This is a genomic window from Avibacterium sp. 21-586 (genome assembly GCF_026226775.1).
Taxonomy (GTDB): Bacteria; Pseudomonadota; Gammaproteobacteria; order Enterobacterales; family Pasteurellaceae; genus Avibacterium.
Genome location: NZ_JAKKOD010000001.1, coordinates 1,411,647 through 1,428,845, shown reverse-complemented (window position 1 = coordinate 1,428,845; position 17,199 = coordinate 1,411,647). Strand labels below are relative to the sequence as shown.

The following is a 17,199-nucleotide window of genomic DNA, read 5'->3' as shown; positions in this document are numbered from 1 at the left end:
TACTATTATTTATTATGCTGATTGCTTTCAGGATTTAAAATTTTCATCATATTATCATTATGTTTTTTAATTTCTTCACTACCCCAGCTATCACAAGAAAGCGAAAGCATTAGTGCTTGTTTGGGGCTAATACATTTTAAACTTCCACTTTCATACCGCTTTCTTTTTTCTGATGGCACTTCATTGTTTAATGATGAATTCTGATAATGTGAAATCAAACATAGATTACCAAAATTATCCTTATCATTTTCACTTAAACTACCTATTCTACTCTGAGGGAAATAATGTTCAATAGAGTTTCGAGATAATGAAAATACGAAATCACTTTTTTTCAAAAATTTATTATCCTTACCATGATTATCCCAATTTTTCCATAACAGATAATCTAAATAGTTAAAGATATAATTTGGTATATTCTGCCCACCTAATTTAAATAACTCTTGTCTTTTAGAGTTTTTATAATACTCATAAGCTAACTGCTCCAGAATTTCTATATATTCAACAGCACTTAAACTATATGTAGTTTCTAATTTTTTGGATTTATATAATTTTTCTAACACATCAAATAACCAGTCTTTATAGGTCTTCTGTCTAAATGAAATATGGAACATTGATAATAACTGTACTATTTTAGTATGATTTTCAGATAAATCATCTGTATCACCATCTTTATCAGCATCATTGTCAAGTCGTTCCAAAGCAGTTCCAAAGGTATTAACTTCCCTAAAGGAGCCTTCTTTATATTTTTTTATGCCATTTAAAATCCAACTATCCTCTTCCTCTTTTGACTTAATAATGTATCGATCAAAAATCAATCTAACCTTTAGTAATAGAAGGATAAATTCTTTTATGGTCGCTGGTTCATTCCCTATCTCTTTAAATTCATTCAGAAGATATTTATCATTTAATGGCACATCTCTACCACGAAAAATCTTATACACAATCATTAAGAAGTTTGGAAAATCAATAATAGATTGGAAATTTCCATCTTCATAATTTCTTTTATCTTGATTAAGTCTATTATTATCAGTCTCTTTCAATAGACTTAAAATGCTCTTATTATTAGGTTCACCATCATTATTTTTAAATTCATTCAAGGTGCTTTTCATTGCATCGAAATTTTCTAGTGTTTGCATTGGTATTTTATTCACTAACTCACCAAAAAACACCTCTGAAGTTCTTATATTTTTATCCTTATCCTTTGAGTAAGGGAAACGTTTAATTGCATATACAGACATATCTGAGCAGGCATCCCAAATTAATGCAAATAGTTTTTTATCATCATCGCCAGTGAGTTTTTCCATTAATCTAGCTTTTAATACTTCATGCTTCTCTAACTGCTCACCTCGATTATTCATAATCTCAAAATAGTGATTAAGATCGGTATCTTCTGGCACTTCAGTTCTTAAAATTACAACTTTATTTCGTAAAAAACTAGAAAATTCTTTTTCATTAAAATTATTTTTTTCATTAAAAATATCTAAGATAAATTTATACCCTATTTCTATACTGTTTCCATATTCACTATTACCTAAATCATTTAGGCTTTGATTAGATTTATCACGATACTCAAAATTCAAATTAATATTTTGATTCTCATTAATATTTGGATGATTATTTAAATAGCTTAATAATAATTTCAATGTTGTTAGCCGTTGCTGTCCATCAATAACTTCATAACCATCCTTTCGTTTTGCAACAACCAAGCTACCAATATAATAATTATTTTCCTTATTTTTTAGTGCTTCTGAAATATCTTGAATCAATAGCTCAATTTCATCTCTTCCCCAAGCATAATTACGCTGATAAATCGGAATAATATATTTGTCCCCATTGCATAACTCGCTTACTGTTAATGTTTTCACTTGATTATTTTCCATTTTATTTCTCCAAATCAAATTTCTAGTAAGGTAGCTAAACCTGTATGATTATTTGTATCAAATTCTTGCTCATATTTATCAATGATAAATTCTAAAAACTCCCTAGGGTTATCAGATTTTATAAGATGAAAAAATAAACTGTTTTCAGCATAAACCTGATTTTCTATCGTTCTATAAAACACTCGTCCTTGCATTAAGCGAATGCGATAGCACCATTTAAAGCATTTTTCTATCGCTTGAACAAGATGTTCTTGACCAAATTTATCATAGTAAAGCATAACTAAACATTGAAATAAGTTCTTAATATATCTATCGCCAACACGATAAGCACCTGGATAACTATCGATAAAATGTAACAATCCGCCTTTTTCAGTTAATTTCTTATCAAAAATTTCACTTTTGTTTAAGAAACCATTTTTTTTATGAAATAAGAAAACATAACTTTCTCTATAATGTTCAACATATCTAAAAAACAGTTCACCATTGATAATTGGCTGGGTAGATTGAAAACTTAGTTGGCTAAATCGACGATCTATTCGCGTAGGCAAAATTCGATAAAGCTTATATAAATTAAAATTAGCTAACTGCTGATTAATATAAGGATAATTATCATCAGCATTATATCCTTTAAAAGTATCTAATTCTTTATTGGTAAAAGATTCTGCGTGTTGATACTTATACCAACGGCGTAATCGAAACAATGTATTACTAATCACTTGTTCTAAATTAGCTATCTCTGAACTGACCGCATTTTCCCAATTTTCTACACATTGATAAGTGGTTTCTTTATCTACTTTATCTGTTTTTAGCACTCTTAGATGATATGCCTTAAGTAAATCATAGGGTGCAAGTGATTTACCCCTTGCATTTTGCGCATCAAAAAACTGGAATGCTTCATCAATGTCATTTAATTCAATATAAACCAGTTCACATACCTTTAAAATATAGTTAGCAAATTCCGCATTATCTTTCACTCTATCTTGCATAAATTGCTTGGCTGCATTCTTATTATTTATTAAATTATCAGCACTAATAGTATGAGGAAGTTTTTCCTTGAGTAGTGGTAAGGTTAAGATGCTATCATTATTGTTATTTAATAAATATAAAATTAACGACAAACTAATTAACCGTTGTTGTCCATCTACAATATTGTGTTTATTATCTTTTTTATCGTGATGTATAACGATAGATCCAACTCGATAAACTTTCTTACCTTTTTCAAAATTAAAATAGAGATCGTTTAATAGTTGGATAATATTTTTACTTGTCCATTTATAGGGTCTTTGATAGTCTGGAATAGATAGTTCCTTTTTTACTATATCGCCAATTTTTTGGATTTTCGTAACAATTTTTTGGGTTTCCACAATTTCTTGACTCATTCTATTTTCCTACTTTCTAAAATTTGAAATACTACACATTGTAACAAAACTTCATTAGTTTTCATCTGCTTGTAATAACTTATCAATTGCTCTCAACGCCTCTAATCCTCCCATTTTCAAGCTTAGAAAGTGTATTTTAGGCACACCTGCATCAATCGGATTAATACGAATTAAACCACCTTTTTTCTGTTTAGCGATGCGTTCGGAAAAATGGCGAACTGTCGGTACGACTTTTCCTGCACCGATTTCAATGACTATTGGACGCTGAGTTTTATCTAGCCATTTATTAAGTAGTGTATATTTAATAAGTTGATAGTTTTCGCAATAAGTATAGTCATTAAACATCATTACATTTTGCCGTGCTAAACTTCCGCAATTGGGGCAAGTTGGAACTTCGCTAACGACTACACATTGTTCGTCATCCGTAATAGGGTTGTAACCATAAGACCACCAAGATTGGTCTTGACAATTATTCATACATTGCAAGCGATCTAACGTGCCGTGGCATTCGTAAATTCGACTTTCATTAAACCCTGCTTTACGAAAATGCCCATCCACATTACTGGTAAATACAAAATAGCCATATCGTTTATTTTCTGCCCAGCGTTTTAAAATTGTATAACCTTCGTGAGGTTCTACTTGGCGATATTGATTTAAGCGATGAGCAAAAAACCATTTAGCAAGTTCAGGATGTTGTTCATAGGCAAGAGGTGTTGCAATATCTGTAAATTGCAAATTAAATTTTTTAAGTGGCGGGTAGGCATTCCAAAATCCACCAACACTTCTAAAATCAGGTAAACCACTATCAACAGACATACCGGCCCCAGCGGTAATTAAGATACCATCAGCTTGGCGAATAAGCTCAACCGCATAATTTAGATTGTTATTCATCGATTCCCCCTTTTTTCTTTTTTATTATTCTAATTAGGAAAACGACAAATTGTGTCGCTAAATTATAAAGATTTGCACATAACGACAGAAAAATCATCATATGTGCGGTGTTTTTTTACTATTTTTCTACAAACCTGAAGACGCTCAATGTTATTAGGATATTTTTGCCAAATTTGTTTAATCTGTATCGGTGTGAGGTAATTGTGCAAACCATCTGAACAAAGTAATATGCTTTCGCTTTTTGCTAGTTGAAATGTTGCAATATGAATACGGAAATCTGCATCATCAAAATCAGCACTAATACAATCAGATAAAGCTTGATACATTGCTGCATATTCCGTTTGTTCGCCAACTAAACCTTGAGCTTGCATTTCAGCAAGAACAGTATGATCAAAACTGAGTTGTTGCCACTCGTCATTTATCGTGATTTTATAAGCTCGACTATCACCTGTATTGATTATTTTACCACTTCCATCCGCATATAATTCACAGGCAACAAAGGTACTACTCGTTCCAAAATAAGATTGAGCATACCGTTCACTCAACTTATTTTGAATTGCCCTTAGCCAAGCTGAGCTAAGCGTTTGACAGTGACTTAATTGTTCCATTAAAAATCGACTAGCGAGTTGAGGTTTTGGGCCATTAGAAATACCATCGGCAATGCCAAAAATTACCTTATCCTCATATAAAATAACACTTTCAGCATTTTTTAGCTGCCATTGGTAAACGTTCACACCATTGAATAACGCATCTTGATTATGTTTTTTATCATTACCAGCTTGCTGGCAAAATGTGAGTTGAAATGGCATAAGGTTTCTCCTAATTGACTGTTTGCCAGGAGTTTTATTCAAATTATATAGCAGGTAAACTATGTTAACGGCTCTCGCTCAATATCCCAAATATCCTCGCCAAATTTTAAAAGCCACCACTCCAGCATATCATTCTCAGAAACGGTTGCTTGAAAACGGTAATGTTTATCACTTTCTTCTAAAATTTGTTGATCTTTAGAGAGTGGTGTTTCCGTCAAATGAAACCCCGCCCATTTTGCGATAGAAAAAGTCAGGCGAATTTTGCAAATATTCTGATAGCTTGTAAAACCTAAATGTCCTTCTTCTTGATAAGTTTGTAAATTAAAATCTTTCGGGCGTTCAAAGCTAAATGTAGAAATTTCTGCTTTACGGATGCGGTGCATTGCCAACATTCGTGTATCGGAAAATCCATCAAAACGGCAAATAAGGTAAATGCTTGCACCTTGCTGTGCAATTGCCAGAGGCATAATAGTCTTAACATATTTTTTACCACTTGGATTTTGATATGCAATCTTCAGTAACTTATTTTGATATAGTGCTTGGCTAACAGCTGAAAAAATATCAGCTCCGATTTTAGCAGGAATTAACGGTAAACTTGTCGGCGTGATACAAACTTTATCGAGCCATTGATGTGTAGGCTTTTCTTTGCCATTTGGATAAACACCTGAAACCATTCGATCCGCTTGATCGAAAAAGGGTTTCATTGAGGACATAATATTCGCAGGTAACAGGTATTTAAGCTGTTTTTCTGCGAGTTTGAGTAATAGTGATTGTTGCTCATTTAAAACTGGTAGAGCGAATCCAGCTGAACGTTCTTTCCAGTAATAGGTATAAGGCTTGCTATCGTTATTACATTCTAAATCGTCAAAATGTAAGCAAAGTGTTTGTAGCGTTCTCTGAATACTACGTAAATCACGATTAAAGCCTAAATCTTTCAGTTTTTCATGAATCATTTTTGCATCTATACTCGCTGGCAGCCTAGGAATAATCCTCAAAATTTCTAGCTGCAAGAGCGTAGCATCAATATCTTTTGGTCGAGTTGCCATAATTCCCTCTAGCTTTGATCATAAAATTATAGCAAGAGCAAGTGAAGATTTTGCGAGAATAGTGGGAAATTTGGGGCTAACTTAATAACCCCATATCTTTTACTTCAGCTTACTTCGGCGCTTGCATAAAGCGGAAGAAGTCGCTGTCTGGTTTGAGAATCAGCATATTGTTTGATTCTGCAAAGCTTTTTTCGTAGGCTTTCATACTGCGCACAAAGCTGTAAAACTCAGGTTCTTGCGCAAAGGCATCGGCGTAGAGTTTGGCGGCGGCGGCATCACCGTTACCACGCAATTCTTGTGCCGTTTTATTGGCTGTGGCCAAAATTACCGTGACTTTACGATCCACATCGGCTTGAATAAATGCGGCTTTTTCTTTACCTTGTGAACGATGCTCACGAGCCACAGCATCACGCTCTGCACGCATACGTTGGTAGATTGATGAAGACACTTCATCAGGTAGATTGATTTGTTTTACCCGCACATCTACTACTTCAATACCTAATTCTGACGTGCTATCCTGCCCTGTATTCAAGGCTTTGCGTGCGCCAACCATTAATTCGCCGCGTGTCCCTGACACAATATCTTTAATCGTGCGTGAGCCTACTTCAGAGCGTAAACGGTCATTGACTTTACGTCGTAATAAATTAGCAGCTTGAGTATAATCTCCGCCACCCGTTGCGGTAAAAAAGCGGCCGAAATCACTGATGTGCCATTTTACATAAGAATCTACTAAGAGATCCTTTTTCTCTACCGTAACAAAACGATCCGCTGCCCCATCAAGCGTACGAATACGTGCATCTAATACTTTCATTGAGTCTATAAATGGGATTTTAAGGTGTAACCCTGGCTCATACACCACCACTTTGTTCTGACCATCACGTTGAACCTTACCAAAACGTAACATAATGCCACGCGTGCCTTCATCTACAATCACAAGGCTAGAATAAATCACCGCAAGCAATACCAGTAAAACAGGGGTTAAAATCTTACGCATTAGTTAAATCTCCCTTGGCGATTTTCAGATGATTGTGGATAGTTCTCACTGCTGGAAAAAGAGCGAGTATCAGAATAACTATCCTGATTTTTCACCGCACTTTGTGCATTAGTTGGATTAGGTGCGGTGCTTTTTTCACTATTTTTTGGCGATAAAATTTTATCGAGCGGCAGCACACTTAAATTATTGCCATTGCCATCAAGCAATACTTTTGGCGTGTTTGCCATCACTTTTTCCATAGTTTGAATATATAAGCGATCACGCAATAATTGCGGGGCTGCTTTAAATTCTGGCAATAGGCGTTGGAAACGCTCCACTTCACCTTGCGCATTTAACACCACTTGATCTTTATAGGCCGTGGCTTCTTCAATAATGCGTTGTGCATTACCGCGCGCGATTGGCTCTTGCTCACGTGCATAAGCTTCCGCTTCACGAATATAACGTTGTTCGTCTTCTTGTGCTTTAATCGCATCATCAAAGGCAGCTTTCACTTCTTCTGGCGGACGCGCAGATTGGAAGTTCACATCAAGCACTTCCAGTCCCATATCATAAGGCTGAATAATGCCATTCAAGGCTTTCCAAGTGTCTTCACGCACAATAGAACGTCCTGTGGTTAAAATATCATCCATTGACATATGCCCGATCACATAACGCAAAGCACTGTCGGTGGCTTGATTTAAGCTGTCATCGGCATTGGTTACACTGAATAAATATTTCGCAGGATCACTCACACGATATTGCACGGTCATTTCAACTTTCACCATATTTTCATCGCGAGTGAGCATTGCCCCTTGGGTTTTCAGCTCTTTTACTTGCTCGACATTAACGGGAATCACTTTATCTACAAAAGTTGGTTTCCAGTTCAAACCTGGCTGCACGATTTTTTCCAGCTCACCAAAACGTAACACTACGCCACGTTCCGCTTCTTTCACAGTGTAAAAACCGCTCACGCCCCAAACAATTGCGCCAATCAGGGCGGCAATAGGTAATAATTTACCTAAGCCGAAAGATAGACCTTTGCTACCGCCATTATGGTTGCCGCCATTTTGACCGCCACCGAGTTTTTTCAATAAATTGCTAAATACTTCTTCAAGATCAGGTGGGGATTGTTCTTGCTTATTGCGTTTATCCCATTGGTTATTTGGATCGGATTTGTTATCCGATTGATTTGGGTTGCTCCCTGGTTTTCCCCAAGGATCTTGCTCTGAACCATTAAAGGACATTCTTTTCTCCATTTGTCAAAAAATTGTTACAAGTCTAAACAAAATAATAGGTGAAGTCTAGGGCAGATTGCCCGCTTTTCCCTCCCTTTAAGCCGTCAAAAATCTGTTAAAGTGCGGTTCACTTTATAGCAAATTTTTTGCTTTAATTCAGTGGGAATTAAGCCTTTATCATTCCAATAAAAATAATGTGCTGTTGCAAGGGTTTCATTAGCAAAGGCGGCAAAATAAAAAGGCAACTCTTCGGTGAATAGGGCTTCTCCTTGCGGACAATAAGCTGAAAATAATTGCTGGCTATCGGCTTGATGATCCACTTCAGATAATTTTACAATGCCCACACCTTGGGATTTCAACAGTGCTTCACGCAAACACCAAATACGATAAAAGGCTGTTTTTTTGTCGGGCTGCTTGGCAAACCATTGTTGCTCTTGTTCGGCTGCAAAATGGCCAAGCAAGGCGGCATAATCTCGTGCTTTTTGCGGAAATTCGATGTCAATTCCTACCGCACTTTGGATTCCCTCTTTTTTTTCATCAACCTTGAGCATCACCGCCACCCAATTGCCTGAATGGCTGATATTAAAATCAATATTTGGCGTCGGAAAATAAGGGCGCTGGCTTTGGCTGTATGCGATTTGTGATAAAAGCGCGGTGGAAATTTTTGCTGTTTTTACTAACTCCCATAACAAAAAATGCGCCACCCAACGGCAGCGATAACGTTGCAACAAACGCTGTTGTTCAGGCCGTGCTTGACGTAATTTAGGCGTGAGTAATGCCGTTGGAATTTGCTCGAAAGGATAAGACTGATGAACATTTCCCCACGCAATAAAAATGCTCATTGACGCTCCTTGTTACGCGGGGAAAGCAAATTAATGTTGAAAACGTGCCAAACGTGCACGGCAGAATTGCTCTTGTTTCTCTAAAGAGAGTTTAGTAAATTCTTTGCGATATTGTGCAAAATCCTGTTGCAATGCCTGCAATGTTTCCGCAGGTAAAGTAGATGTCGCCACATTCTCATCTAAGATATTGAAATAGGTTTGGCAGCTGTTCACTAATTTAGCAGATTGACTGATATTAAGCACTGAACTACAAGCAGATAACAATAAGCTGATAACAACAATAAATTTTTTCATACCATTCCTTTTTATGAGTCTAAACAATAAGCGTTGCCTAGTTTTAGACAACGCTTCTATTCTAACCTAATTTATTAAGATAACAACTCATTTACACGTTTAATGAATGCTGTTGGGTTTTCCAAGGATCCACGTTCAGCAAGCATCGCTTGCTCAAGTAGTAATTCAATCCAGTTGGCAAATTGTTCTTCATCTACCATATCAGCCACTTTCTTCACTAAATTATGCTCTGGATTTAGCTCGAAAGTATATTTTACTTCAGGCACTGGCTGCCCACTCATTGCAAATAATTTCGCCATTTGTGTGGTCATTTGATCGTTATCGGTCGAAACTACCGCAGGCGTGTCGGTTAAACGATGGGTTAAACGCACCGCTTTCACACGATCACCTAATAAAGCTTTCACTCGCTCAATAAACGAGCCAAATGCCTCATCTTGTGCCTTTTGCTCTTCCTGCTCTTGATCAGCCAAATCGCCTAAATCGAGCTCGGACTTGGTGATAGGCTGCAATGGTTTACCATCAAATTCAGTGAGATAACTTACCATCCATTCATCAATGCGACCAGAAAGCAACAACACTTCAATGCCTTTCTTATTAAACAGCTCTAAGTGCGGGCTATTTTTCGCCGCAATATAGCTATCTGCGGTGATGTAATAAATGGCTTTTTGCCCTTCTTTCATTCGCGAAACATAATCTTGCAAGGAAGAAGTTTGCTCACTGCTATCATTATGGGTCGAAGCAAAACGATATAAGTGCGCAATTTGCTCACGGTTAGCCACATCTTCCGCTACCCCTTCTTTTAACACCAAGCCAAATTCTTTCCAAAATTGTAAATATTGCTCTGGGTTGTCTTTCGCTAATTTTTCTAACATTTGTAATGAACGCTTGGTAAGCGCTTTACGCAAGGCGGCGGTCACTTTGTTATCTTGCAGAATTTCACGAGAAACATTGAGCGGTAAATCATTGCTATCAATTAAACCACGCATAAAACGCAGATAATTCGGCATAAATTGTTCCGCATCGTCCATAATAAACACACGTTGCACATAGAGCTTCAAGCCTTGTTTGTGATCACGGTTAAAGAGATCCCAAGGAGCCTTAGACGGCACATAAAGCAAGCTGGTATATTCTTGATTTCCTTCTACTTTATTATGTGCCCATAAAAGTGGATCCGCGAAATCATGGCTTAAATGTTTGTAAAATTCTTTATATTCTTCATCAGAGATTTCGGCTTTCGAACGAGTCCAAAGGGCTTGGGCTTTATTGATCTTTTCCCATTTCACGCCTTTTTCTTTGCCTTCATCATCATATTCTGGCGTCAAAATTTCTACTGGCAAACCAATATGATCGGAATATTTGCTGATGATTTCACGTAAACGCCACGCATTGGCAAAGCCTTTATCTTCCGCACGCAAGTGCAACGTGATCTCCGTTCCACGATCTTTTTTCTCAATATTTTCAACGGTATATTCACCTTCACCAGTGGATTCCCACAACACGCCTTGATCTGCAGGCACACCTGCTGCACGGGTTTTCACGGTCACTTTATCCGCCACAATAAAGGCAGAATAAAAACCGACACCAAATTGCCCGATAAGCTGGCTGTCTTTAGCTTGATCCGCGCCAAGTGCGGTTAAAAATTCTTTCGTTCCTGATTTGGCAATCGTACCTAAATGATCGATGACTTGCTCGCGCGTCATTCCAATCCCGTTATCACTAATGGTGATGGTGCCTTTTTCTTCATCAAAGCTAATGCGAACTTTTAAATCACCATCGCCTTCATATAATTCTGGTACAGAAAGGGCTTTAAAGCGTAGCTTGTCCGCTGCGTCAGACGCATTTGAGATTAACTCACGCAAAAAGATTTCTTTATTAGAGTAAAGTGAGTGGATCATTAATTGGAGTAACTGTTTAACTTCAGATTGAAATCCACGCGTTTCTTGATTTTTATTCATCGTATTTTCCTCTTTAAAATTTTTGACTTATATAAGAACAAAAGCGCTAATTTCAACTAGAATCTTGTTTATTTGATGATAATTTGGCCAAAAATTTTAGTAAAAGCGTCCAGCTTCATAAAAGATAAAGTGTGGTCATTTACTCGGGAGCTTGGTCATAGAGGAGTCATCAACCAAATATTTGCTATTAATCTGAAAAGAAAAAGTACTGCCTTGCCCTTTTTCACTTGTAATCTCTAAGTTTGTATGATGTTGTTCGAGAATATGCTTAACAATAGCTAAACCTAATCCACTTCCGCCCGTTTGGTTATTACGAGATTCATCTACTCTATAGAAACGTTCTGTTAAATGCGGAATATGTTTTTCTGATATACCAACGCCATTGTCGGAGACTGTAAATTTAGCACCTTCAGGACAACGCTGCCAGCTTACGTGAATATGTGTATTCTTTCCTGAATGTCTAATCGCATTATAGATTAAATTCGATACCGCACTTTGCAACTGATTTGCATCACCTAATATCTCTAAATTAGGCTCAATATCAAAAGTCAATTTTTGTGAATCATCATGGAGAATCAACGCATTTTTTTGCAATGAATTAATAATTTCAGATAAATCTACAGGATAATGTTCATTATTAGAATGTTCAATTTTTGCAAGAAGACTTAATTGATCCAACAAATGGGACATTCTTTGACTCTGTTCAAGCATCGCTTGAATAGCTTTGTTATATAAAGGATCCTGAGGTTTATTTTCTCCCAACAACTCTAAATAACCTTTCAAAACAGTAAGAGGAGTTCGTAATTCATGGTTTACGTTAGCTAAAAATGTTTGCCGAGTGTGTAGAAGCCTAATTAACTGTGTAACATCACGCATAATGACAAGAGAACTTTGGCTATCATAAATATTTATACTAATCTCAATATAACGTTGGTCCTCTGTCAATAAAATCAAAGGATGTTGAGTAGAAGAATTATGAAAATAGTCTTTGAATTCTGGATAAAAAATAATATTAAAAATATTTTTATGCGCTTTCTTATGCCAGTAAAAAGAAAATATTTCTTGTGCCGCACTATTACACCAAGATATATCTCCATCTTTCTGGCATATAATAACCCCTTCAGGAAAATATTGAATATTTTTATTTAGTTTTGATAATAGCCTTAGTGTCTTTATTTTTTCTTTACGGCTTTTACGTTTCCAATAGTCCTGAGTAGGTAATATATACTCTAAAATTGTCTTTCTTTTTTTATATTCTAGCTGAGGATATAAAATTTCTAATAATTTAAATTCATTATTATGATGCCAAATTAAGGAAATAATTAAACAGATAATAATCCAAAAATAAAAATCTTTTGCAAATAAACTAAAAAATAATGCTGTAGTTATAACTAAAATTGCTTCTAGCACAATGTGCTTATAAGAAAGCCTGATCCTCATTCATTACTCCAAAAATGATTTGAAAACCGATAGCCACTCCCTCGCACAGTCTGTATATAACGTTCAAAGTGATAAGGCTCTAAACATTTACGCAATCTCCGAATATAAACATCTACAGTTCGATCCTCCACATAAATATCATTTCCCCAAATAAAATCAAGCAACTGAGATCTACTATAAACTTTCTCTGGATGCAGCATAAAGAAATGTAATAATTTAAATTCTGTGGAGCTCAGATTAATTTCACTTTGTTGATAGGTAACACGCTTTGCATTTTGATCAAGTATTAAACCATCTATATTTAATATATTAGGAGCTTGTTCATAGGCTCTACGCAATAATGCATCAATCCGTGCAAGTAAAACTTTAGGTGAAAATGGTTTTGTTACATAATCATCTGCGCCTGCATTCAAGCAAGCAATACAATCATCTTCTGCGCTACGAGCAGTAAGCATAATAATTGGAATGCTGTCAAATTTAGGCATTTTCTTCAAATATTGAATAAATTGAATGCCTGAACGACCAGGTAACATCCAATCTAATAAAACTAATTTTGGCGTTTCTTCTATTTTTTTGACCGCACTTTGATAATCAAATGCTTCAAGAACTTCATAGCCTTGTTGTTCAAGAAATAATTTAATCATTTCTCGAATTGCTTGCTCATCTTCAATCACCAAAATTTGAGTTGCCATTGCCTCTCCTAGCTCCATAAAAAATAGCCATCAGCCTACTAAGTAACTAGCCCATTCTGCCATTAATGTAATCTTCAGTCCTTTTGTCATTTGGTTGCTCAAAAATGTTTTTTGTTTCTCCAAACTCTACCAATTCCCCCAAATACATATAGGCGGTATAGTCAGAACAACGTGCAGCTTGTTGCATATTATGGGTTACGATAGCCACGGTGTAATCTTGTTTTAATTCAAAGATAAGCTCTTCAATTTTCATGGTAGAAATAGGATCCAAAGCAGAACAAGGCTCATCAAGTAATAATACTTCGGGTTTTATCGCAATACTTCTAGCAATACACAAACGTTGCTGTTGCCCACCAGATAAACTATCACCACTTTTATTAAGCTTATCTTTCACTTCATTCCATAGTGCTGCTTTTGTCAAAGCCCACTCAACACGTTCGTTCATTTCTGATTTACTGAGTTTTTCAAATAACTTAATACCAAACGCAATATTATCATAAATTGACATAGGGAAAGGAGTGGGTTTTTGAAATACCATACCAACTTTAGCTCGAATAATAGCAATATCGGTCTTTGTGGTTAGTAAGTCCTCATCATCAAGATAAATTTCTCCTGTTGCCTTTTGTGTAGGGTAAAGCTCAAACATGCGATTAAATGTTCTTAATAGTGTTGACTTTCCACAGCCAGATGGACCAATAAATGCAGTAACTTTATTATGTGGGATACGTAAATTGATATCTTTTAAAGCATGAAAATCGCCATAATAGAAATTCAAATTCCTTACATTAATTTTTGTATTATTTAGATCGATCATATTTTTATATCCCTATTTTTTTTGATTACTAAAATAAAAACGAATGAATATATTTAAGCCTAGTACAAAAATAGTAATTAAGCTTGCACCTGCCCAAGCCAATTCATTCCAATCTTTAAATGGACTCGCTGCATATTGGTAAATAACCACTGGTAAGTTAGACATTGGCTCATTCATATTAAATGAGATAAATTGATTTGATAGTGCGGTAAAAAGAAGTGGCGCAGTTTCTCCTGCTATTCTTGCCACGGCAAGTAAAATCCCTGTTAAAATCCCTGATTTTACTGCTTTGTAGCAAATCATTGTAATAACTTTCCAACGAGGACAACCTAGTGAAATAGCAGCTTCACGTAGATTATTTGGAATTAATACTAGCATATTTTCTGTCGTTCTAACTACAATTGGAATAACTATCACGGCTAATGCTAACGCGCCTGCCCATCCCGAAAAGTGATTTACTTGAGCAACATAAATTGAGTAAATAAATAACCCAATAATAATTGAGGGCGCTGAAAGCAAAATATCGTTTAAAAAACGTGTCATCGAGGCTAATTTGCTAAATCGTCCATACTCTGCTAGGTATGTTCCAGCCAAAACACCTATCGGCGCCCCGATAAGTAATGCAATAACTAGCATTTGTGTTGAGCCAATAAGTGCATTTAATAGCCCGCCTTTTTCTCCTGGTCCAGGTGTTTTTTCTAAAAATAGCTCAATAGAAAATGCTGGCACTCCTTTTATTATTAGAGTAATAATAATCCACGAGAGCCAAAATAATCCAAAAATAACTGCCAGTATTGCAACTCCAATCATTACCTTATTTATGCATTTACGTTGTTTAAAACGACCTGTTATATAGTTTTGCATAATTAGTGCTTCCCTTCTTTTAACGTCATACGAGCAATCAAAATACGAGATGATGCAAGTACTAAAGTAGTGATTAAGAATAAAATCAGACCCAATTCCATCAACGAGGATTTTTGTAATCCAGACGCCTCATTAAATTCATTAGCAATCGCTGATGCAATTGAGGTACTTGGGGAAAAAATAGAATTCGGCAAATTAAAAGAATTACCAATAACAAACGTAATCGCCATGGTTTCACCTAATGCCCGGCCAAGCCCTAACATAATCCCGCCAATTACTCCCGTTTTGGTGTAAGGTAAAACAACATGCCATACCACCTCCCAAGTTGTTGAGCCTAATCCATAAGCCGATTCTTTCAGCATAGGAGGAACGACCGAAAACACCTCTCGCATAATAGATGCGATGAAAGGAATAATCATAATTGCAAGCACTAATCCTGCAGTAAAAAGGCCTACACCAAATGGGGCGCCAGAAAATAATACGCCAACGTAAGGTATGTCACCAAGCGTATCGATTAAATGTGGTTGTATATATGTCTGAAATAATGGTACAAAAACAAATAGCCCCCACATACCATAAATAATAGAAGGGATTGCAGCCAACATTTCTACCGCGATACTAATAGGTTTTTTCAATGGCTCTGGTGCGAGTTCTATTAAAAAAGTAGCAATTCCAAAAGAAATAGGTACTGCAATAATTAAGGCAAAGAGTGCGGAAATCAACGTCCCAACGACAGGAACAATTGCACCATAGATATCTTGTGTTGGATTCCATTCATTAGTCCATAAAAATGAAATGCCAAACTGCTTAATAGAATCCCAGCTTCCATAGATTAAAGATATCAAAATGGAAGCTAGCATAATAAGAACAATAAACGCAAAGAACTTAGTTAAGCTATGAAAAACAAGCTCAAAAATTTTTTGTCTGCTACACTGAGATTTAAGATTTTTCATATGTAATTCATTGATATTAGAGCTTAGCTAATTGAATAGCTAAGCCCATAAGCTATTTAAAAAATGGCCGCTACTTTAATAAACAGCCTTTCCATTTACATCTTTAATTTCAGATTGCCACTTGGTTTTAATTTGTTTAATTACTTCACTAGGTAACGGCACATAATCCAACTCACTTGCTGCATTTTGCCCCTTGGTAAATGCCCAGTCAAAGAAATCCAGTACACCTTTTGTTGATTCAGGCTTATCTGCTACTTTATGTAATAAAATAAAACTTGCAGCGGTAATTGGCCAAGAGTTCGCACCAGATTCATTTGTTAATATAACACCCATATTTTCTACTTCATTCCATTTTGCATTAGCTGCAGCAGAGGTAAAACTCTCTTTTGAAGGCGCTACAAATTTTCCATCTTTATTTTGCAACGTAACCCAAGCTAAGTTATTTTGTTTAGCATATGCATATTCAACATAACTAATTGAATATTTAATCTGTCCAACATAAGCTGCTACACCCTCATTACCTTTACCGCCTTGTCCTACAGGCCATTTTACAGATTTTCCTTCCCCTACTTTCTCTTTCCATTCAGAAGAAACTTTCGATAAATAATTTGTCCAACCAAATGTTGTACCAGAACCATCAGAACGATAAATTACAATGATATCTTTCTCTGGTAGTGTTAGTTTTTCATTTAGTTTAGCAATGGCAGGATCATTCCATTTTTTAATTTTGCCCAAGAAAATATCTGCAACTAACTCTCCTGATAGCTTTAATTCTCCTGCAGAAATATCGGGAATATTAACAACAGGTACTGTTCCACCAATAATAGCTGGGAATTGTAAAAGCTTATGTTCAGCTATCAACGCAGCTTTCATTGGATCATCTGAAGCACCAAAATCAATCGTTTTTGATATAATCTGTTGTTGGCCACCACCAGATCCTATTGACTGGTAATTTACTCGGTTACCCGTTTCTTTTTCATAAAGTGATGCCCATTTAGCATAGATCGGATAAGGAAATGAAGCGCCTGCACCAGTAATAGTCTGCGCTTTTGCTACATTCAGTAAACTTATTGATATCCCTAATACCGTAAAAATCTTAACAATAGACTTCTTCATATTAATCTCTCCGTTC

Annotated in this window: 16 protein-coding genes; all 16 read right to left on the bottom strand. The window is 35.9% G+C overall.

The window, feature by feature from the left end:
* Positions 1-5: 5 nt before the first annotated feature.
* The 16 genes from L5B71_RS06585 to pstS all read right to left on the bottom strand — a co-directional run bounded on the left by L5B71_RS06585 (position 6) and on the right by pstS (position 17,183).
* Positions 6-1,880, bottom strand: coding sequence for a DUF262 domain-containing HNH endonuclease family protein (locus L5B71_RS06585; RefSeq protein WP_265757575.1), 1,875 nt, complete (start codon positions 1,878-1,880; stop codon positions 6-8).
* A 14-nt stretch (positions 1,881-1,894) separates the two neighbouring features.
* Positions 1,895-3,259, bottom strand: coding sequence for a DUF262 domain-containing protein (locus tag L5B71_RS06580; protein ID WP_265757574.1), 1,365 nt, complete (start codon positions 3,257-3,259; stop codon positions 1,895-1,897).
* Positions 3,260-3,313: 54 nt separating this feature from the next.
* Positions 3,314-4,150 (bottom strand): SIR2 family NAD-dependent protein deacylase, encoded by an 837-nt coding sequence (locus L5B71_RS06575; protein WP_265757573.1) that lies wholly within the window; start codon positions 4,148-4,150, stop codon positions 3,314-3,316.
* A 62-nt stretch (positions 4,151-4,212) separates the two neighbouring features.
* Complete coding sequence (locus tag L5B71_RS06570; RefSeq protein WP_265757572.1) at positions 4,213-4,959, bottom strand: PP2C family protein-serine/threonine phosphatase; 747 nt, start codon at positions 4,957-4,959, stop codon at positions 4,213-4,215.
* Positions 4,960-5,018: 59 nt separating this feature from the next.
* Complete coding sequence (locus L5B71_RS06565) at positions 5,019-6,005, bottom strand: helix-turn-helix transcriptional regulator (RefSeq protein WP_265757571.1); 987 nt, start codon at positions 6,003-6,005, stop codon at positions 5,019-5,021.
* Between the two features lie 109 nt (positions 6,006-6,114).
* Complete coding sequence (hflC, locus tag L5B71_RS06560; protein ID WP_265757570.1) at positions 6,115-6,999, bottom strand: protease modulator HflC; 885 nt, start codon at positions 6,997-6,999, stop codon at positions 6,115-6,117.
* The gene (gene hflK / locus L5B71_RS06555) at positions 6,999-8,222 is read right to left on the bottom strand and encodes an FtsH protease activity modulator HflK (protein ID WP_265757569.1); all 1,224 of its coding nucleotides are present in this window, start codon (positions 8,220-8,222) and stop codon (positions 6,999-7,001) included. Before hflK ends, hflC begins: the two co-directional genes overlap by 1 nt.
* A 95-nt stretch (positions 8,223-8,317) precedes the next feature.
* Entirely contained in the window at positions 8,318-9,055 is a 738-nt protein-coding gene (locus L5B71_RS06550) for a 4'-phosphopantetheinyl transferase family protein (protein ID WP_265757567.1), read from the bottom strand.
* A 30-nt stretch (positions 9,056-9,085) separates the two neighbouring features.
* Positions 9,086-9,349, bottom strand: a complete 264-nt coding sequence (locus L5B71_RS06545; RefSeq protein WP_265757566.1) for a DUF5339 family protein — start codon at positions 9,347-9,349, stop codon at positions 9,086-9,088.
* A gap of 74 nt (positions 9,350-9,423) precedes the next feature.
* On the bottom strand, positions 9,424-11,304 hold the full coding sequence (htpG, locus tag L5B71_RS06540; protein ID WP_265757565.1) for a molecular chaperone HtpG: 1,881 nt from the start codon (positions 11,302-11,304) through the stop codon (positions 9,424-9,426).
* Positions 11,305-11,439: 135 nt separating this feature from the next.
* Positions 11,440-12,744: a phosphate regulon sensor histidine kinase PhoR gene (gene phoR, locus L5B71_RS06535; RefSeq protein WP_265757564.1), complete on the bottom strand. Its 1,305-nt coding sequence runs from the start codon at positions 12,742-12,744 to the stop codon at positions 11,440-11,442.
* Positions 12,741-13,436: a phosphate regulon transcriptional regulator PhoB gene (gene phoB / locus L5B71_RS06530; protein ID WP_265757563.1), complete on the bottom strand. Its 696-nt coding sequence runs from the start codon at positions 13,434-13,436 to the stop codon at positions 12,741-12,743. The genes phoR and phoB overlap by 4 nt, the downstream gene beginning before the upstream one ends.
* Positions 13,437-13,482: 46 nt before the next feature.
* Entirely contained in the window at positions 13,483-14,250 is a 768-nt protein-coding gene (gene pstB / locus L5B71_RS06525) for a phosphate ABC transporter ATP-binding protein PstB (protein WP_265757562.1), read from the bottom strand.
* 12 nt (positions 14,251-14,262) lie between these two features.
* Positions 14,263-15,114 (bottom strand): phosphate ABC transporter permease PstA, encoded by an 852-nt coding sequence (gene pstA / locus L5B71_RS06520; protein ID WP_265757561.1) that lies wholly within the window; start codon positions 15,112-15,114, stop codon positions 14,263-14,265.
* A 2-nt stretch (positions 15,115-15,116) separates the two neighbouring features.
* On the bottom strand, positions 15,117-16,067 hold the full coding sequence (pstC, locus tag L5B71_RS06515; RefSeq protein ID WP_265757559.1) for a phosphate ABC transporter permease subunit PstC: 951 nt from the start codon (positions 16,065-16,067) through the stop codon (positions 15,117-15,119).
* 75 nt (positions 16,068-16,142) lie between these two features.
* The gene (gene pstS, locus L5B71_RS06510) at positions 16,143-17,183 is read right to left on the bottom strand and encodes a phosphate ABC transporter substrate-binding protein PstS (RefSeq protein ID WP_265757558.1); all 1,041 of its coding nucleotides are present in this window, start codon (positions 17,181-17,183) and stop codon (positions 16,143-16,145) included.
* Between the last annotated feature and the right edge of the window lie 16 nt (positions 17,184-17,199).